At 59.4% G+C, this 18,829-nt stretch carries 13 protein-coding genes; 9 read left to right on the top strand and 4 right to left on the bottom strand.

Features of this window, described 5'->3' with window-relative positions; all coding sequences use genetic code 11:
- Positions 1–21: 21 nt before the first annotated feature.
- The 4 genes from QCE48_RS15300 (at position 22) to QCE48_RS15285 (ending at position 7,773) form a co-directional block, all read left to right on the top strand.
- A complete protein-coding gene (locus QCE48_RS15300) occupies positions 22–924 on the top strand; it encodes a WYL domain-containing protein (protein WP_309786853.1) in 903 nt (300 codons plus the stop codon).
- A 450-nt stretch (positions 925–1,374) separates the two neighbouring features.
- The gene (locus QCE48_RS15295) at positions 1,375–3,393 is read left to right on the top strand and encodes an N-6 DNA methylase (protein ID WP_309786854.1); all 2,019 of its coding nucleotides are present in this window, start codon (positions 1,375–1,377) and stop codon (positions 3,391–3,393) included.
- Positions 3,390–4,532, top strand: coding sequence for a restriction endonuclease subunit S (locus tag QCE48_RS15290; protein ID WP_309786855.1), 1,143 nt, complete (start codon positions 3,390–3,392; stop codon positions 4,530–4,532). The genes QCE48_RS15295 and QCE48_RS15290 overlap by 4 nt, the downstream gene beginning before the upstream one ends.
- 16 nt (positions 4,533–4,548) lie before the next feature.
- Complete coding sequence (locus QCE48_RS15285) at positions 4,549–7,773, top strand: type I restriction endonuclease subunit R (RefSeq protein ID WP_309786856.1); 3,225 nt, start codon at positions 4,549–4,551, stop codon at positions 7,771–7,773.
- 178 nt (positions 7,774–7,951) lie between these two features.
- Here QCE48_RS15285 and gyrB read toward each other — a convergent pair whose 3' ends face one another.
- The 3 genes from gyrB to dnaA all read right to left on the bottom strand — a co-directional run bounded on the left by gyrB (position 7,952) and on the right by dnaA (position 13,487).
- The gene (gene gyrB, locus QCE48_RS15280) at positions 7,952–10,423 is read right to left on the bottom strand and encodes a DNA topoisomerase (ATP-hydrolyzing) subunit B (RefSeq protein WP_309786857.1); all 2,472 of its coding nucleotides are present in this window, start codon (positions 10,421–10,423) and stop codon (positions 7,952–7,954) included.
- A gap of 112 nt (positions 10,424–10,535) precedes the next feature.
- Positions 10,536–11,639, bottom strand: coding sequence for a DNA polymerase III subunit beta (gene dnaN / locus QCE48_RS15275; protein ID WP_309786858.1), 1,104 nt, complete (start codon positions 11,637–11,639; stop codon positions 10,536–10,538).
- 267 nt (positions 11,640–11,906) lie between these two features.
- Positions 11,907–13,487: a chromosomal replication initiator protein DnaA gene (gene dnaA / locus QCE48_RS15270; protein WP_309786860.1), complete on the bottom strand. Its 1,581-nt coding sequence runs from the start codon at positions 13,485–13,487 to the stop codon at positions 11,907–11,909.
- A gap of 397 nt (positions 13,488–13,884) precedes the next feature.
- Between dnaA and rpmH the strand changes: the two genes are divergently transcribed.
- The 4 genes from rpmH to yidC are packed head-to-tail and all read left to right on the top strand — an operon-like array spanning position 13,885 to position 16,602.
- Positions 13,885–14,019, top strand: coding sequence for a 50S ribosomal protein L34 (gene rpmH, locus QCE48_RS15265; protein WP_006998755.1), 135 nt, complete (start codon positions 13,885–13,887; stop codon positions 14,017–14,019).
- A 44-nt stretch (positions 14,020–14,063) separates the two neighbouring features.
- Positions 14,064–14,546: a ribonuclease P protein component gene (rnpA, locus tag QCE48_RS15260; protein WP_309786861.1), complete on the top strand. Its 483-nt coding sequence runs from the start codon at positions 14,064–14,066 to the stop codon at positions 14,544–14,546.
- A 58-nt stretch (positions 14,547–14,604) separates the two neighbouring features.
- Positions 14,605–14,904: a membrane protein insertion efficiency factor YidD gene (gene yidD, locus QCE48_RS15255; protein WP_309786862.1), complete on the top strand. Its 300-nt coding sequence runs from the start codon at positions 14,605–14,607 to the stop codon at positions 14,902–14,904.
- Positions 14,905–14,934: 30 nt separating this feature from the next.
- The gene (yidC, locus tag QCE48_RS15250) at positions 14,935–16,602 is read left to right on the top strand and encodes a membrane protein insertase YidC (protein ID WP_309786863.1); all 1,668 of its coding nucleotides are present in this window, start codon (positions 14,935–14,937) and stop codon (positions 16,600–16,602) included.
- Between the two features lie 91 nt (positions 16,603–16,693).
- Here yidC and QCE48_RS15245 read toward each other — a convergent pair whose 3' ends face one another.
- Positions 16,694–17,110 carry a transcriptional regulator gene (locus tag QCE48_RS15245; protein ID WP_309786865.1) on the bottom strand — a complete coding sequence of 139 codons (417 nt, stop codon included), beginning with the start codon at positions 17,108–17,110 and terminating at the stop codon, positions 16,694–16,696.
- A 316-nt stretch (positions 17,111–17,426) separates the two neighbouring features.
- On the opposite strand from QCE48_RS15245, the gene mnmE reads away from it, so the two are divergent.
- Positions 17,427–18,821: a tRNA uridine-5-carboxymethylaminomethyl(34) synthesis GTPase MnmE gene (mnmE, locus tag QCE48_RS15240; protein WP_309786867.1), complete on the top strand. Its 1,395-nt coding sequence runs from the start codon at positions 17,427–17,429 to the stop codon at positions 18,819–18,821.
- The last annotated feature ends 8 nt before the right edge of the window (positions 18,822–18,829 follow it).

Genomic DNA, 18,829 nt, shown 5'->3' with positions numbered 1-18,829 from the left:
CAAGTTTCTATACCCACCAAGATGAGCGATGTAACGCCGAAGATGAGATGGGGGACAGAACGTCGCCTCGAATTTATTGAATTTCGTGTCTTCTGGGACGGTGGCGTCAACCGGAGCGATTTGACAGAGCGATTTGGGGTATCGGTCCCACAGGCGTCAGCCGACCTCAGCCTCTATCAAAAACTCGCACCACACAATCTCGTCTATGACGCCAGAGAAAAGCGATACACGGCGTCACCGGCCTTCGCCCCCCATTTCCTCAACCCGAGTGCAGATGCTTATCTCGCTCAACTTCGGTCGGTGGCAGAAGGGCTCATTGACCCAACGGATACGTGGCTGCAGCGCGTGCCATCCATCGACGCGATGCCGATTCCAATGCGACGCATTGAGCCAGCGGTACTGCAAGGCATGCTTGAGGTGATGCGAAGCGGGCGCTCGATTGAGATTAATTACCTGTCGATGAGCGTGTCGCGCACTGGAGAGATGTGGCGACGGATTACGCCGCATGCCTTCGGATTCGACGGCGTGCGTTGGCACGCACGAGCGTTCTGTCACATCGATGAACGGTTCAAGGACTTTGTCCTGTCAAGATGCAGGGCGACTCGAGAGCCGGGTGCGGCGGGAGCAAGTCCAGAAGCTGACAACGACTGGAATGAGCATTTTGAGGTTCAGCTGATTCCAAATCCAAACCTTGGTGCCGCCCAGCAACGAACTGTCGCGTTCGATTACGCCATGAGCGAGGACGGCATCAGCCTGCCCGTGCGTCGTGCGCTGCTTTACTACTTCTACCGGCGCCTCCGACTCGACTACATTGAGCTAGACCTCGACCCCAATCGCAGTCCGGTGGTGGTCGCAAATCGCGAGGAGCTGATGAAGGCGCTCGGCCTTACCGTCAAGGACGCCCGAGGTTCCTGTGAACGATAAGAAAGGGTGCTTACTAGCACCGGACGACTCCTTTCCTTCTCTTCCAGAGAGAGTCAGACCTACGGATGGGTTTCTTGATTCTGACTGTACGGCACGTTCACCTTGACCGGACATGAGCACTTTACGCGCGAGATGTATGTGTCATCCATCTCAAATCCGCGAGTTATGTCTAGAATGGCGCGCGGTGAGGCGCGTAATGCGAAAATTCAACGTGATACCGTAGATGCGTAATCATCGTGTGCATAGTATTGAACTCATAAAATTCGTCACCATGGCCCGTCTAAATGTCTACAAGACCAAGCGGCCCCACGGTTCGCTCGGCTATCTGGTGCCGGAGCAGTTCGCGCTGATGCACGGAGCAGCGAAAGCTTTCTAACCCGAACTCTAACTGTGCTTCGTACTAGAACTGAGGCCAGTTAAGACCAACACGATAAAGACAAGTAATCACGCATGAGCCAGCTACAAAGTATCGAAGCTATCGAAAAGCGCCTCTGGAGTGCCGCCGACCTGTTGCGGGCTAACTCGGGTCTCGCATCCAACGAATACTTCATGCCCGTCATGGGCTTGATTTTCCTGCGCCACTCATACAGCCGTTACTTGGCCGTGAAGCCAGGCATCGAAGCCAACCTGCCCCGTCGCGGCGGCAAGACCCGCGCGCTGACCAAGGAAGACTTCAGCCAACAGGGCGCCATCTACCTGCGTCCTGAAGCTGAGTTCGATGCACTGGTTGCCCTGCCTGACTCCGCCGACCGCGCCGGGGCCATCATCGCCGCGATGGAAGGCATTGAAGCTGACTACGAATCCCTGCGCGGCGTGTTGCCCAAGGCCGAATATCACAAAATCGCAAATGCTGACCTTGGCGAACTGCTGCGTCGGCTTAATCCCGAGGAACTGAAAACCGCCAACGGCGACATCTTCGGGCGCATCTACGAATACTTCCTCACTCAGTTCGCCGACCAAGGCGCGCACGATGGGGGCGAGTTTTTTACGCCCATCTCGCTGGTGCAGATGATTGTCAATGTGATTGAGCCGTTGCACGGCAGAGTGCTTGACCCAGCTTGCGGCTCGGGCGGCATGTTCGTGCAAAGTGCTCACCTTGTAGAACGCAATCACAGCGACCCGACCAAGGCGCTGACCTTCTTCGGCATGGAGAAAAACGCCACCACCATCCGCCTGGGGCAGATGAATCTTGCTGTCCACGGCTTGCAGGGGAAGATTGCCGAGGCCATCAGTTACTACGTTGACCCGCATGAACTACTGGGCAAGGCCGATTATGTGATGGCCAATCCCCCGTTCAACGTGGACGAAGTGGATGCGGAGAAAGTCAAGAACGACCCGCGCCTGCCGTTCGGCCTGCCAGGCGTGAATAAGGCGGGCAAGGTCAGCAACGGCAACTACCTGTGGATTAGCTATTTTTACAGCTACCTGAGCGCGAAAGGTCGCGCGGGTTTCGTCATGAGCTCACAAGCCAGCAGCGCAGGCCGCGACGAAGCGACCGTGCGGCGCCAGTTGGTGGAAACCGGCCATGTCGATGCGATGGTCTCCATCCGCAGCAACTTCTTCTACACTCGAACGGTGCCGTGCGAGCTATGGTTCTTCGACAAGGCCAAGCCTAAGCGGCACCAAAACCATGTGCTCATGCTCGATGCGCGCAATGTGTATCGCAAAGTCACGCGCAAGATTTACGACTTCTCGCCCGAGCAACTCGCCAACCTCACTAGTATCGTCTGGCTCTATCGCGGACAGACGGAGCGCTTCCTGCAACTGGTGGGCGAGCACCTGCACAGCACCGTGAATGGGGCGCTCGCCAGCGTCGAACCCTTGCAGGCGTACCTGGCGCAGACGCGCAAACTCGCTGACTTGCTCGACACGGACGCCACCTTTAAAGATGCGCTGGCCACCTTGAACGCCGACGTCACCGCCTACAAAAAAGCCGTTGGCGAACACGCGAAAACATCCATCAGGACTGACGCAGACAACGCCACCTTGCACAAAGCCAGCGAAGTCCTCGCGCCATTGGCAGAGCAAAGCCGCGACCTCATCAAGAATGCCGACCATCTCTACAAACTGGCCGGACACGCAATTGATGCGTTAAACGGCGAAGGCAACGGGCGCGAACTCAACCGCATTCGTAAAGACGCCGGCGAAGCGCGCAAGCTCGCCGTCGAAGCATTAAAGCAGGTGCGATATTTCCACCGGCAAGCCTTGTGGTTACAGGAGCGTTTCCCTGAAGCGGAATTGCGCGACGTACCGGGCTTGGTGAAGCTGGTCAGTCGTTTGGAAATCGAGGCAAACGACTGGAGTCTCACGCCCGCTCGATACGTCGGCGTCGCGCCTAAAGAAGTCGATGAAGACTTCGACTTTGAGGCGACCTTGAAGGACGTTCACATCGAACTGAAAGGCCTGAACGACGAAGCTATGGAACTGGCTGCGAAGATTGCAAGAAACTTTGAGGAGTTGGGCGCGTGAGTTGGGAATGGGTGAGTATTGGTGAATGCGTCGAATTGGTAAGTGGCCCTGCTTTTAAGAGCGAGAATTTCACCGACGACACGGATGACATACCTCTGGTGAAGGGCGAGAATGTTCAGCAAGCGTATGTTGATTGGGGAATTGCAAAGCGTTGGCCGAAAACCGACGCAGATACATATGAGCGATTTCTGTTGAGGCCGAACGACATCGTGCTGGCAATGGATAGGCCGTGGGTGCCTGCCGGTCTTAAATGGGCGTTCATTACGGCCAATGACCCGCAGGGATTGCTAGTTCAACGAGTTGCGAGACTTCGTGCAAACGCTGGCTCGTTCCCCGGTTTTTTGAAATACATCATCGCTTCGGAAGAATTCACCGGCTATGTCAAGAATATTCAAGGCGGGACAAATGTGCCGCATATCAGCGGCGAGCAAATACGTTCTTTCAAGTTTCGTCAACCACCATTGGCAGCTCAAAAAAAAATAGGTGACATTCTTTCCACCTACGACGACCTCATCGCAAACAACCGCCGCCGCATTGCGCTGTTGGAGCAATCGGCGCGACTGCTGTATCGCGAATGGTTCGTGCACCTGCGCTTTCCGGGGCATGAGCACGTGAAGGTAGTGGATGGGGTGCCGGTAGGGTGGGACCGAAAGCCTTTAGGTAACGTTGCCAAGCTAAACTACGGAAAAGCGCTAAAGGCGGAACACCGCGAAGCTGGGAATTTTCCTGTGTATGGCTCAAGTGGCATTGTTGGCAACCACAAGGCGGCGTTATCCGAAGGCCCCGGAATTATCATTGGTCGCAAAGGCAATGTGGGAAAGACTTTCTGGTCATCTAGTGGTTTCTTTCCGATTGATACGGTCTACTTTGTGGATGCAGAAACTAGCAATCTGTACCTCTATTACGCCTTGCAGAATGCGCAGTTCATCAGCACCGATGTTGCCGTACCGGGCTTGAATCGCGATTTCGCACATAGCCGTCCAATTCTGATTCCGCCGGCACAAATGCTTGATGAGTTTCTGGAGTCGGTCACTCCGATGCACCAGCAAATAGACAAGTTGACGCTGTACAACGCTAAATTACGAGAGGTTCGTGATTTACTTCTTCCTCGTTTGATGAACGGCGAAATTCAGGTGTGACAGGGGAACGGAAGCGATGGCTTACAACGAAGACACGCTGGTGCAACAAACTACAGCCGACTATCTGGAGCAGCAGCTCGGTTGGCGCAATGTTTACGCCTACAACACCGAGTCCTTTGGCGCAGAAGGCATGCTCGGTCGCCATTCTGACAAGGATGTGGTGCTGACGCGTATCCTCGGCGAAAAGCTCATCGAATTGAATCCCGGTCTGCCGATGGAGGCGTATCAGGACGCTATGCGCCAAATCGTCGAAGCGTCGGTCGGCCAGACGGCCATGGCGACGAACAAGGAGAAGTATTCGCTGCTGCGCGATGGCGTGAAGGTCGAGTTCCGCAACGCACAAGGCGAGATGGACGCGAAGACCCTGCGAATGTTCGACTTCCAGGATGCCACGAACAACGACTTCCTCGCCGTGCGAGAGCTGTGGATTAGAGGCGACCTGTATCGCAGACGTGCAGACATCATCGGGTTTGTGAACGGCATCCCGCTGTTGTTCATCGAGTGCAAGAACATCCACAAGAATCTGCGCAACGCCTACGACAACAACCTGAAAGACTATCAGGACACCATCCCGCACCTGTTCCACCACAACGCTTTCCTGCTGCTGGCCAATGGCACAGAAGCGCGCATCGGCGCGCTGGGCGGCAAGTACGAGCATTTCTACAACTGGAAGCGGCTGGAAGAAAGCGAACCAGGTGTCGTGGATATGGAGACCTTGTTAAAGGGGGTGTGCGACAAGCGCAATTTCCTCGACCTGTTCGAGAGCTTCATCCTCTTCGACGAGACGCCAACCGAAACCGGCACGAAGACAGTCAAGATTGTCGCCCGCAATCACCAGTTCATCGGCGTGAACCGAGCTATCAAAGGCATTGCCAACCGCGACAAGAACGCCGGAAAGCTCGGCGTGTTCTGGCACACGCAAGGTTCTGGCAAAAGCTATTCGATGTTGTTTTTCACACGCAAGGTGCATCGGCGCATCGGCGGCAACTTCACCTTCATCATTGTCACCGACCGCGAGGACTTGGACTCGCAGATATACAAGACCTATGTGAGCTGCGATGTCGTTAGTGAAAAGGACGATGCACGCGCTTCTGGTGGCTCACACTTGAAAGGGCTGCTTACGCAACACAAGAGCTATGTATTTACGTTGGTCCAGAAATTCAACGAGAAAGTTGAACCGAACAACCCCTACTCCAAGCGGGAAGACATCATCGTCATCAGCGATGAAGCACACCGCACGCAATACGGCACGCTGGCGCTAAACATGCGTAACGCCTTGCCGTTCGCTGGTTATATTGGCTTCACAGGTACGCCTTTGATGAGCGGCGACGAAATCACGCGGCAGATGTTCGGCGAATACGTGTCCACCTACAACTTCCAGCGCGCCGTGGAAGATGGGGCGACCGTGCCACTGTACTATGACGCACGCGGCGACAAACTCAAGGTTGCCACCGACGACCTGAACCAGCGCGTCGCTGATAAGCTGGCCGGGTTTGATGATGAACTGGCCGACGACCCCGATGCACAGCGTCGGTTGGAGCAAGCTCTCGGCAAGGATTACCACGTCATTACTGCCGGTGAACGTCTCGACCGTATCGCGCGGGACTTCGTGCGGCACTACGCCGCTGGCTGGGAGTCCGGCAAGGCAATGTTCGTTTGCATCGACAAGGTAACGTGCGTTCGCATGTACGACCTGATAAAGAAATACTGGCAGGAGCATATCCAGCGCCTAGCTGCCGAACGCGACAAGCTAGCAGATGACCAGGAGATTGCGCAGCGCAATCATCAATTGCATTGGATGACCGACACCAAATTCGGAGTCGTTGTCAGCGAAGAGCAGAACGAACAAGACCGTTTCAAGAAATGGGGCTTGGACATCACGCCGCACCGTAAGTTGATGAAGGAAGGTTTCGAGATTGCTGGCGAATCGAAGCGACTCGATATGGAGTCTGCCTTCAAGAGCTCCGAACATCCGTTCCGGGTCGCGATTGTCTGCGCCATGTGGCTGACCGGCTTCGATGTGAAAAGTCTCGGTACGCTATATCTCGACAAGCCGTTGAAAGCGCACACGCTGATGCAGGCGATTGCTCGCGCCAACCGTGTGGATGAAGGCAAGACTAACGGTCTCATCGTGGATTACTGCGGCATCCTGAAAAACTTGCGCAAGGCTCTAGCCACCTTTGCTGCGGGTAGCGGGAACGGTGGAGAAGATGGCGGCATCGACCCGACGCAGCCGCAAGAAGATTTATTGACGAATCTAGACGAATCGCTGGCCGGTATCAGCGAATATCTGGCTCAGCGCCAGGCCCCGTTGGGAGACGTCATCACCAAGACTGGCTTCGCACGCAATGCCGCCATCGAGAACGCCAAGAATGCAGTCAATGAGAACGACGAGGAGCGCAAGCGGTTCATGGTGATGGCACGCGATGCCTTCGGCAAGTTCAAAGCTTGCGTTCACTTGCAAGAAGTCAATACCCGTCGCGACGGCGTGGAGGCCGTCAAAATCATCTACAAGTCGTTGTCGAGGGATGTGGAGCACGCGGACATTAGCCACATCCTGCAAGCCTTGCGTGAGGAAGTAGATGCCGCCATCCAGCACGCCGACGCCAAGTTGGAAGCTAAGCAGGAAAGCGTGTTGTACGACATCAGCCAGATTGACTTCGACAAACTCGCCAAGGAGTTCCAGCGCACCAAGAAGAAAAACACCACTGTGCAGAACCTGAAGGCTGCGATTGAATCGCGCTTGGCGCGCCTGTTGGCGTTGAACCCGATGCGTAAGGACATACAAGCGAAGTTCGAAGAATTCGTCGCCGAATACAACAACGAAAAAGACCGCGTGACCATCGAGACTTCGTTCCAGCAACTTCTGGTCATCACCAAGGCGCTGAACGAGGAAGAGCGCCGCGCCGTGTCGATGGGTTTGGACGAAGAAACGTTGGCGTTGTTCGACTTACTGAGTAAACCGGAACTCGACAAGGCGGGCATCGAGAAACTGAAGGCCGTGGTAGTCGGTTTGCTCAGCACATTGAAGACACGTTTGGCTGATATTTCTGATTGGCAGGCTACCGAGGCCAACCGCGACACGGTGCGACTGACAATTCACGATTACCTGTATTCGGACGCGACCGGCTTACCAGTGGACAGCTATGACGAAGAAGACGTGGATACGTTAACTGACAATGTCTTCCAGCATGTCTGGCGCGCGTATCCAATGCTGCCTTCACCGCTGTACGCCCACTAGATTAGCCCGTTAAAGACAAGTGGCCACGTGGTTAGTGGCCATTTATCTTTCTGACATCGTATTGCGACAACAGCCGCACACGCGTCAATAAACCAAGCCTATCGAGGTATTGCGTCAGATAATTTTCTCAGTTTATGCGTCCTTTTTTCTCAGGATATGCGTCCGTCTACAACTCCCCTCAAACATCAATATTCCCCGCCCGCAACGCATTATTCTCGATGAACGCCCGACGCGGCTCGACATCGTCACCCATCAGCGTAGTAAAGATCCCATCCGCCGCGATCGCGTCTTCGATCTGCACGCGCAGCAAGCGCCGCACGCTCGGATCCATCGTCGTTTCCCACAACTGCGACGGATTCATCTCACCAAGCCCCTTATACCGCTGCTTGGTCACATTGCGTTCGGCATCGGCGATCAGCCATTTCATCGCGCTCTTGAAGTCGCTCACGGCCATCGACCGTTCACCGCGCTTGATCAGCGCACCCGCGCCGATCAGCCCCTTGAACGTATCGGCCGTGGAAACGAGCTGCTTGTAATCCGCGGTGAGCTGGAAATCCTCGTCGATCACCGACACCTTCACATTCCCGTGATGCCGGCGCTTGATGTGCAGCGATCGCACTTCGCGCACCGGATCATAGGCCGCCTCGACGGTCACTTCGGGCCGGATCGGATCGGCGCGCAGCGTGTCCTGCAGCGTCTTCGCGGAAGCCGCCGCTGCCTCTTCCGACGACAGATCCAGCACGATGCCGTCCATCACGGCTTCGAGCGCGCTCACGTCGTAGAAGCGGCTGACACGGTCGACCACCGCCTGCGCCAGCAGATACGCACGCGCCAGTTCACCGAGCGCATCGCCGGAAATGGGCGCCGCGCCGTCCGAAGGCACCAGTTCCGAACCCTGCAGCGCCAGTTTCAGCATGTGCTGGTTGAGTTCGTGCGTGTCCTTCAGATAGCGCTCGTCCTTGCCCGCCTTCAGCTTGTAGAGCGGCGGCTGCGCGATATAGATATATCCGCGCTCGACGATCTCCGGCATCTGCCGGTAGAAGAACGTCAGGAGCAGCGTGCGGATGTGCGCGCCGTCGACGTCCGCGTCAGTCATGATGATGATGCGGTGATAGCGCAGCTTCTCGATGTTGTAATCGTCCTTGCCGAAGCCGGTGCCGAGCGCCGTGATCAACGTCACGATCTGCTCCGACGAAATCAGCTTGTCGAAGCGCGCGCGCTCCACGTTCAGCACCTTGCCGCGCAGCGGCAGAATGGCCTGGAATTTCCGGTCACGCCCCTGCTTCGCCGATCCGCCCGCCGAGTCGCCCTCGACGATATAGATTTCCGACTTCGCCGGATCCTTCTCCTGGCAATCCGCGAGCTTGCCCGGCAAACCGCCGCCGTCGAGCACGCCCTTGCGGCGGGTCATTTCGCGCGCCTTGCGGGCCGCGTCGCGCGCGCGCGCGGCATCGACGATCTTGCCCGTGATGATCTTCGCGTCGTTCGGCGTTTCGAGCAGATAGGTTTCGAGCGCCTTCGCGACCACTTCCTCGACCGGCGCGCGCACTTCCGACGACACCAGCTTGTCCTTCGTCTGCGAGCTGAACTTCGGCTCCGGCACCTTCACCGACAGCACGCACGACAAGCCTTCGCGCATGTCGTCGCCGGTCGTCTCGACCTTCGCCTTCTTCGCGATCTCGTTGTCGACGATGTACTTGTTCATCACGCGCGTCATCGCCGCGCGCAGGCCGGTCATGTGCGTGCCGCCGTCGCGCTGCGGAATGTTGTTCGTGAAGCACAGCACGCTTTCGTTGTAGCTGTCGTTCCACTGCATCGCCACTTCGACGGTCACGTTGTCCTTCTCGCCCGTCGCGTGAAACACGGTCGGATGGAGGACCTGCTTCGTCTTGTTGATGTAGTCGACGAAACCCTTCACGCCGCCGATGAACGCGAAATCGTCTTCCTTGCCGGTGCGCTGGTCGGTCAGGCGGATGCGCACGCCGTTATTCAGGAACGACAGTTCGCGCATGCGCTTCGCGAGAATGTCGTAGTGGAACTCGACGTTGCCGAAAATCGTCTGATCGGCCATGAAATGCACTTCGGTGCCGCGGTTTTCCGTATCGCCGACAACGGGCATCGGCGAATACTGCACGCCGTCTTCCTCGACGATCTCGCGGTTCTGCACCACGCCGCGGTGGAATTCCATGAAGTGCTTCTTGCCGTCGCGCCGCACGGTGAGCCGCAGCCACGCGGAGAGCGCGTTCACGCACGACACGCCCACGCCGTGCAGCCCGCCCGACACCTTGTAGCTGTTCTGGTCGAACTTGCCGCCCGCGTGCAGTTCGGTCATCACGATTTCGGCGGCGCTGCGCTTCGGGTCGTGCTTGTCGTCGCGCTTGAGGCCCGTGGGCACGCCGCGGCCGTTATCCGTGACGGAAATGGAGTTGTCGGCGTGAATCGTGACGTGGATGTCGTCGCAATAGCCCGCAAGCGCTTCGTCGATGGAGTTGTCTAACACTTCGAATACGAGGTGATGCAAACCGGTGCCATCCGACGTATCGCCGATATACATGCCCGGGCGCTTGCGCACCGCCTCCAGACCTTCGAGGATCTGAATGGACGAGGCGCCATAGCTGTTGTCGGGTTGCGAATTCGTGTTTTCAGTCATGAAATTTTCCGGTTCTGCGTCACTGCTGGGTTGCTGCTCGAGACTTTTCGAATCACCTTAAAAACGCCAAAGGGGCGCGCCGCCCCTTGGAAAGTTTTCGGTTCTGAACGCGTCAGATGCGCATCGGCATCACCACGTATTTGAATTCCTCGTTTTCGGGAATTGTGATCAGCGCGCTGGAGTTGGCGTCGCCGAGGCTCACTTGGAGGTTGTCGACCTTCAGGTTCGCGAGCACGTCGAGCAGATACGTGACGTTGAACCCGATGTCGACGCTGTCGCCCTGATAGGCGATTTCCAGTTCTTCCTGCGCTTCTTCCTGGTCGGCGTTGGTCGACATGATCTTCAGCTGACCCGGTTCGACGAGGCAGCGCACGCCCTTGAACTTGTCGGACGTCAGAATGGCCGCGCGTTGCAGCGAACGCTGCAGTTCTTCGCGGCCGATCAGGAACGTGTTCTTGTGCGACTTCGGAATCACGCGCTGGAAGTCGGGGAACTTGCCTTCGACGAGCTTCGACACCAGTTCCACCTGCCCGAAGGTGAATTTCACCTGCGTGGGCGCGATGTCGATCTTGAGGTTGTCGTCGATGTCTTCCAGGAGGCGCTGAAGTTCCAGAATGGTCTTGCGCGGAATGATGACTTCCTGGCGCGGGAACGACCCTTCGATCTTCATCGACGAAAACGCGAGGCGGTGGCCGTCTGTTGCGACCGCCATCAGCTGGTCGCCGTCGACGACGAGCAGCATGCCGTTCAGGTAATAGCGGATGTCCTGCTGGGCCATCGCGAAATGGACCATGCCGAGCAACTGGCGGAACGTCTTTTGCGGAACCGACAGGCTCGCGCCGAAGTCAGTAGACTGGTTGACGGTCGGGAATTCGTCGGCGGCGAGCGTCTGCAGCGCGAAACGGCTCTTGCCCGAGCGCACGGTGAGGCGCTTGTCGGACAGGTCGAGCGCGACTTCACCCGGCGGCATGGCGCGCAGGATGTCGAGCAGCTTGCGCGCGGCAACGGTGGTGGCGACCTGATCGCTGCCGACGCCGAAATCGGCGCGTGTGGTGATCTGAAGCTCGAGGTCGGTCGAGAGGAACGACACGTCCGCGCCATTCTTGGTGATCAGCAAATTGGCGAGGATCGGCAACGTATGACGGCGTTCGACGATACCGCTCACGGTTTGCAGCGGCCTTAGAAGATTATCTCGTTCGGTCTTGACCAGTTGCATAGAGTTCCTTCGTTGATGTGACGGCCTGCCCGACGGTCGTGCCACCGTTTTTGCCTTCGGACAGCCTCGTAACACGCGTTGCCGGCCCCCCGCCGGTTTCGCGCGAAGCTTGGCGCCTGATGCCGCCCAAGGCCCGCGGGCGGTCAAACCCGTATTGTGCCTCAAAACGGAACCGCTCCCTAGAAATGGGGGCATTTTCGTCAATAAACAGAGGCTTGGCGGCGCATTTTTGAGGCGCGTGTTCTTTAGCCCCGGATCAGCCCTTCATCAGCCCTTGAGCGTCTGTTCGAGCACGTGAAGTTCGTGATTCAACTGCGCGTCGGTGCCGCGCTCGGCGCCGATCTTGCGCACGGCGTGCAGCACGGTCGTGTGGTCGCGTCCGCCGAAGAGTTCGCCGATCTCCGGCAGGCTTTTCTGCGTCAGTTCCTTCGCCAGATACATCGCGATCTGGCGCGGCCGCGCGATGTTCGCCGGACGCTTCTTCGAATACATGTCAGCGACCTTGATGTTGTAGAAGTCGGCGACCGTCTTCTGGATGTTTTCCACCGAAATCTGGCGGTTTTGCACCGTCAGCAGGTCTTTCAGCGCTTCCTTCGTCAGCTCGATCGTGATCTCGCGGCCGTGGAATTTCGAATACGCGAGGATCTTGCGCAGCGCGCCTTCGAGTTCGCGCACGTTCGAGCGCAAATGCTTCGCGACGAAAAACGCCACGTCTTCCGACAGGCTCACGCCTTCGGACTGCGCCTTGCGCATCAAAATCGCGACGCGCATTTCGAGTTCGGGCGGCTCGATCGCGACGGTCAGACCGGAGTCGAAGCGCGAGATCAGACGGTCGTCGATACCCGAGATTTCCTTCGGATACGTGTCGCTCGTGATGATCACCTGCGCCTTGTTCGCGACGAGCGCCTCGAACGCGTAGAAGAATTCTTCCTGCGTGCGCGACTTGCCGGAGAAGAACTGGATATCGTCGATGAGCAGCAAGTCGAGCGAGTGGTAGTAGCGCTTGAAGTCGTCGAACGCCTTGCGCTGATACGCCTTCACCACGTCCGACACGTATTGCTCCGCGTGGATGTAGCGGATGCGCGCGCCGGCCTTGTCCATCAAAAGCTGATTGCCGATCGCGTGGATCAGGTGCGTCTTGCCCAGGCCGACGCCGCCATACAAAAAGAGCGGGTTGTACGAGACGCCGGGGTTGTCCGCGACCTGGATCGCGGCCGCGCGCGCGAGCTGGTTCGCCTTGCCGGTCACGAAGTTGTCGAACGTGAGCACCGGGTTGAGCTTCGAGCGCTCGTATGCGGAGTCGCTTTCGCCGCCAGGCGCGCCATTGCCGCCGGGACGCCACGTGCGGCGCGCGGCGGCGGCCTCGTTGGCATCGAGGCTCGGGAGGTCGAGGTCGGCGTGGTCGTCGTGCGTGGCCTGCGCGTGCTGCGCGGCCTCGGCCGCGAGCGCGTTGATGTGGGCGCTCGCGTTCGCGTGGTTCACCTGCGCACCGCCTTGCATGCCCTGCATGCCGGCCCCTGACGGACGCGCGAGCGGCGGGCGCGGCATCGGCACCGAAGACGCGCCCGACGACGCGCCGCCAAGTGCATTGCGCGCGGTCGCTTTCGGATCGAGGACGAACTGAACGTCGATGGGCGCGTGCCAGAATTCGCGCGCCACGTCGGCGATACGGCCGGAGAACTGACTTTTCACCCAGTCGAGCTTGAAACGGTTGGGCGCGGCGATGCGCAAGGTGCTCGCATCGGCATCGAAGTCGACCAGGGCCAACGGTTTGATCCACGTGACGTACTGCTGCGGCGTGAGTTCGCGCTCCAGCAATGCGGAACAGTGTTGCCAGAAATCGTTCATCGAATGCAGTCGTTATGGTTGCGCCGCTCAGTCTCCCGCCGCTCCTGTCGCAAATTTGCGACAAGCTCCGGCGCGGCAAGCAGACATTGCTTCGGAGGCTTACGCCGCAAGGGTTTGCGGGCGAAATGCGGGCCGAAGCAGCGGGCAGATTCTTGGGATTAAGGCGAGATTCTAACGCCAAACTGCCACGCAGCGCGAGTTATCCACAGGGTCAAATCAGCACGGCGAACGATCGCGCACGCGGCGCGCAAGCGCTTGACATCCCGCGTAAGCTATTGACGGTCAAGAGGAAAAGGGTTTAAATAGCGGGTTCCGCGAAAACCGAATTCCTGAACCACCGGCCATTGCGCTTTCTGCGGATGCCCGCGCGGTCGATCAACACCCAAGTGAGAGCACCATGAAACGTACTTACCAACCTTCCGTGACGCGCCGCAAGCGCACCCATGGCTTCCGCGTCCGTATGAAGACGGCAGGCGGCCGCAAAGTGATCAACGCACGTCGCGCGAAGGGCCGCAAGCGCCTGGCAGTCTAAGGTTGCTTTTGTCGGCACGCGCTGACCCGGCGTGCGAACCGGACATGCGCCGCGCGGAAGGCTCCTCACAGGACACCATTCAGTTGCGAGCGCAGGCCGCGTTCCCCAAGGCCGCAAGGCTACTGAAAACGGATGAATACTCATCCGTTTTTCGTTTGCGCCCGTGGCGACGCTCGCCGCACTTCGTGCTGTACGGCAAGCCGACCGGCAACGAAGCGCGTCTCGGGCTCGTCATCGGCAAGAAGCAGGCGCCGCGCGCCGTCACGCGAAACCTCATCAAGCGGCTCGCGCGCGATGCGTTCCGGTTGCGTCGCGCGGAACTGGGTGGGTGGGATATCCTTTTGAGGCTGCACGCGAAGATCGACCGCAAGGCCATGCCGAGCGCGAAGTCGCCGCCGCTTAGAACGCTGATGCGCGGCGAGATCGACATGCTGATCGACCGTGCGGTGCGCGAAGCGGCACGTCGCGCGGTGCAGGACGTCGCAGCCCCGGCCGTCGACGATTCACCGAAGCCCTCCGGGCAATGAGGCGCACGCGGTATCCGGCTCGCTCGCGCGAGTCAGAAAAACCCGGGGCGCGAAGCTTATGCAAACGGCACTGATCGCGTTGTTGCGCTTTTACAAGCTTGCTGTGAGCCCTCTGCTCGGCAACCGCTGCCGCTTTTTCCCTTCCTGTTCCGACTACGCGCGCGAAGCAATCCAGTATCATGGCGCCGCGCACGGCACGTATCTCGCAGCTAAACGCCTGTGCCGCTGTCATCCGTTCTCGGCTGGCGGCATCGACCTGGTCCCGCCACCGTCGCCGGCTTCACGACGCGATTCCCCGCCCGTCAGCCGACCGGCGGGCGAATCCGCATCAGAAGAACTCACTACCAAACGGCGCTAAAGCGCTTTTCGATCGACACTGAGACAACGCATGGATATCAAACGTACCGTCCTATGGGTCATCTTCTTCATGTCGGCTGTCATGCTGTTCGACAACTGGCAACGTGACCATGGGCGCCCGTCGATGTTCTTCCCGAACGCCGTGCCGACCAAGACGGCCGGCACCGCCGCACCGGGAACCACGACGCCGGGCACGCAACCCGCCGACCTGCCCGCAGCGACCAGCGGCGTGACCGCAGCCGCGCCCGGCACGGCGACGCCGCCCGCGAACGCGGCCGCGCAGCTCGTCAAGTTCTCGACGGACGTCTATGCAGGCGAGATCGATACGCGCGGCGGCACGCTGTCCAAGCTCTCGCTCGTGAAGGAAGGCGACGGCAAGCAGCCGGACCTCTACATCACGCTGTTCGATCACACCGCGACGCACACGTATCTCGCGCGCACGGGCCTGCTCGGCGGCGATTTCCCGAATCACAACGACGTCTTCACGCCGGTTCCGGGCCAGACGTCGCTGTCGGGCGATGCCAAAACGCTTTCGCTTGCGTTCGAATCGCCGGTGAAAGGCGGCGTGAAGGTCGTGAAGACCTACACGTTCACGCGCGGCAGCTATGTGATCAACGTCGATACGAAGATCGAGAACGTCGGCACCGCGCCGGTCACGCCGAAGCTGTACATGGAACTCGTGCGCGACAACACGCCGGTGGAAACGCCGCGCTTCTCGCACACGTTCATCGGGCCGGCTGTCTACACGGACCAGCATCACTTCCAGAAGATCGACTTCAGCGACATCGACAAGAACAAGGCGACCTTCGAGCCGTCCGCCGACAACGGCTGGATCGCGATGGTGCAGCATTACTTCGCGTCGGCGTGGATTCCGCAGCAGGGCGTGAAGCGCGACATCTACGTTCAGAAGATCGACCAGCTGTATCGCGTGGGCGTGCAGATGCCGGTGCAGACCATCGCGCCGGGACAAAGCGCCACTGTCGACGCGCGTCTTTTCGCCGGTCCGGAAGAAGAGCGCATGCTCGAAGGCATCGCGCCGGGGCTGGAACTGGTGAAGGACTACGGCATGGTGACGATCATCGCCAAGCCGCTCTTCTGGCTGCTGGAGAAGATCCACAGCTATGTCGGCAACTGGGGCTGGTCGATCGTGCTGCTCACGCTGCTCATCAAGGCCGTGTTCTTCCCGCTGTCGGCGGCGAGCTACAAGTCGATGGCGCGCATGAAGGCGATCACGCCGCGCATGCAGCAATTGCGTGAACGCTTCAAGAGCGATCCGCAGAAGATGAACGCCGCGCTGATGGAGTTGTACAAGACCGAAAAGGTCAATCCGTTCGGCGGCTGTCTGCCGGTCGTCGTGCAGATTCCGGTGTTCATCTCGCTGTACTGGGTGCTGCTGTCGTCGGTGGAAATGCGCGGCGCGCCGTGGATCGGCTGGATTCACGATCTGTCGCAGCAGGACCCGTTCTTCATCCTGCCGGTGCTGATGGCCGTGTCGATGTTCCTGCAGACGAAGCTCAACCCGACGCCGCCCGACCCCGTTCAGGCGAAGATGATGATGTTCATGCCGATCGCGTTCTCGGTCATGTTCTTCTTCTTCCCGGCCGGTCTGGTGCTGTATTACGTGGTGAACAACGTGCTGTCGATCGCGCAGCAGTATTACATCACGCGCATGATGGGATCGAGCAAGAAGGCGGCTTGACGCGCCCGATGCTTCGCTCATGCAAAAACGCCCGGACTTTAGTCCGGGCGTTTTTGTTTTCAGCTCTAGCGCTAAGGGCTAGCGTTAAACGCTACCGTTTCCCCGCCCCATAAAACTGCTCGATCAACTGTTCGACCAGATACCGATGATGCGGCGAAAGCGCCTCGATCTTCGATGCCAGTTCCAGCATCTCTTCCGACGCCGGATATTTGTCATCCCGCGCGAGCGGCTTCGGCACGCTCTGCGGATTTCCGCTCGGCGGCGGCCCGTAGTGCAGCCAATGCTGATCGACCTTGAACCAGTCGGCGAGCGTCTGCAATTTATCGACGGTCGGGATGGAGCGCCCGGTGAGCCACTTGTGGGCAGTTTGCGGCGACACCGGTTCGCCGTGATAGCGCAGATTGAAACGCAGCGCGAGGTCTGTCGCGCCCCGCATTTTCTCGGAAGCGCGGGTCATTGAGAATTTGAGCCGATCCGAGAAATCGGCCTTTTCTTTTGCGGTTGGCATGGTCGCGATTGTGCGAGGCAAACGCTGACTGGCAGTCAACCATCTACGATAGATTTTGCGAACAATGTACGCGACTTATCTTGTCTGGGAAAATAAACTGACAAATCTGTCTCGCGCATGCGTGGAACCGAATGCGGTTCAGCTGTTCGATCTACGTCTCGAATTGTTGCGATCGGCGCCGCAATCGCTCAACGACAGCGTATCTCAATTAAGATAAACACAGAAAACTCCTGTCCTGTCCGACGTGCCGGGAGCGCGAAAAGCCCCGCGATACAATGCGGGCACCGCCAAATCCCGCACCAGAGCCCCGCCGACCATGTTCAACAACGACTCCGATCCCATCGTCGCCATCGCCACCGCTCCGGGGCGCGGCGGGATCGGCGTCGTGCGGCTGTCGTTCGGACGCGCCGGCGAAGCGGCGGCCTCGCACGCGATGCACGCGCTCTGCGGCCAGTTGCTGGGCGCACGTCACGCGAGCTATGTGCCGTTCATCGACGGCAAAGGCGAAGCGCTCGATCGCGGCATCGCGCTGTATTTTCCGGCGCCGCACTCGTACACCGGCGAGCACGTCCTCGAACTGCAGGGCCACGGCGGCCCGATCGTGCTGCAACTCGTGTTGCAGCGCGCGATCGAGGTCGGGCGCGAATTCGGTCTGCGTCTCGCCGAGCCGGGCGAGTTCACGCGCCGCGCGTTCCTCAACGACAAACTCGATCTCGCGCAGGCGGAAGCCGTCGCCGATCTGATCGAAGCGAGCACGGAGGCGGCCGCGCGCTCGGCCGGACGCTCGCTCGACGGCGCGTTCTCGCGCGAAATCCACGCGCTCGTCGAGGACGTGATCACGTTGCGGATGCTGGTCGAAGCGACGCTCGATTTCCCCGAGGAAGAGATCGACTTCCTCGAAGCCGCCGACGCGCGCGGCAAGCTCGCGCGCATCCGCGAGCGGCTCGCGACGGTGCTCGCCGACGCGCGCCAGGGCGCGCTCCTGCGCGAAGGGCTCTCGGTGGTGCTGGCGGGGCAGCCGAACGTCGGCAAGTCGTCGTTGTTGAACGCGCTCGCGGGCGCGGAGCTTGCCATCGTCACGCCGATTGCGGGCACCACGCGCGACAAGGTCATGCAGACGATCCAGATCGAAGGCATTCCGCTGCATGTGATCGACACGGCCGGCCTGCGCGAGACCGAGGACGAAGTCGAACGGATCGGCATCGAGCGGACCTGGGGCGAGATCGAACGCGCCGATGTCGTGCTGCATCTGCTCGACGCGCGCACCGGCGTGACCCTCGAAGACCAGTCGATTGCCGCGCGCTTTCCGGCCGGCGTGCCGGTGGTGCGCGTGTCGAACAAGGCGGATCTGGCGGGCGTGGCGGCGTCGGTGACGCAAACCGAAGGCGGCGGCGATGCCCGCGACGTGCGCTTGTCGGCGAAAACGGGTGACGGCATTGCGCTGCTGCGCGGCGAACTGCTGAAGATCGCCGGCTGGCAAGCGGGCGCGGAGAGCGTTTATCTCGCGCGCGAGCGGCATTTGATCGCGTTGCGCACGGCCGCGGAACATCTCGCGCTCGCCGCGGATCACGCCGCTCAGAACGCCCAGGCGCTCGACCTGTTCGCCGAGGAGTTGCGGCTCGGCCAGGATTCGCTCAATTCGATCACGGGCGAGTTCACGTCGGACGATCTGCTGGGCGTGATTTTCAGCCGGTTTTGCATCGGCAAGTGAACGGCCTC

Source organism: Caballeronia sp. LZ024 (assembly GCF_031451455.1).
In the GTDB taxonomy this organism is placed as follows: Bacteria; Pseudomonadota; Gammaproteobacteria; order Burkholderiales; family Burkholderiaceae; genus Caballeronia; species Caballeronia telluris.
The sequence above is the reverse complement of the archived record's forward strand: the minus strand, read 5'-3'. Positions and strand labels throughout refer to the sequence as shown.

What these genes read in the sequence shown, in the direction of transcription:
- QCE48_RS15300 (WP_309786853.1), top strand. Translation starts at nt 22, where the DNA reads ATGAGCGATGTAACGCCGAAGATGAGATGGGGGACAGAACGTCGCCTC.
- QCE48_RS15295 (WP_309786854.1), top strand. Translation starts at nt 1,375, where the DNA reads ATGAGCCAGCTACAAAGTATCGAAGCTATCGAAAAGCGCCTCTGGAGT.
- QCE48_RS15285 (WP_309786856.1), top strand. Translation starts at nt 4,549, where the DNA reads ATGGCTTACAACGAAGACACGCTGGTGCAACAAACTACAGCCGACTAT.
- gyrB (WP_309786857.1), bottom strand. Translation starts at nt 10,423, where the DNA reads ATGACTGAAAACACGAATTCGCAACCCGACAACAGCTATGGCGCCTCG.
- dnaN (WP_309786858.1), bottom strand. Translation starts at nt 11,639, where the DNA reads ATGCAACTGGTCAAGACCGAACGAGATAATCTTCTAAGGCCGCTGCAA.
- dnaA (WP_309786860.1), bottom strand. Translation starts at nt 13,487, where the DNA reads ATGAACGATTTCTGGCAACACTGTTCCGCATTGCTGGAGCGCGAACTC.
- rpmH (WP_006998755.1), top strand. Translation starts at nt 13,885, where the DNA reads ATGAAACGTACTTACCAACCTTCCGTGACGCGCCGCAAGCGCACCCAT.
- rnpA (WP_309786861.1), top strand. Translation starts at nt 14,064, where the DNA reads ATGCGCCGCGCGGAAGGCTCCTCACAGGACACCATTCAGTTGCGAGCG.
- yidD (WP_309786862.1), top strand. Translation starts at nt 14,605, where the DNA reads ATGCAAACGGCACTGATCGCGTTGTTGCGCTTTTACAAGCTTGCTGTG.
- yidC (WP_309786863.1), top strand. Translation starts at nt 14,935, where the DNA reads ATGGATATCAAACGTACCGTCCTATGGGTCATCTTCTTCATGTCGGCT.
- QCE48_RS15245 (WP_309786865.1), bottom strand. Translation starts at nt 17,110, where the DNA reads ATGCCAACCGCAAAAGAAAAGGCCGATTTCTCGGATCGGCTCAAATTC.
- mnmE (WP_309786867.1), top strand. Translation starts at nt 17,427, where the DNA reads ATGTTCAACAACGACTCCGATCCCATCGTCGCCATCGCCACCGCTCCG.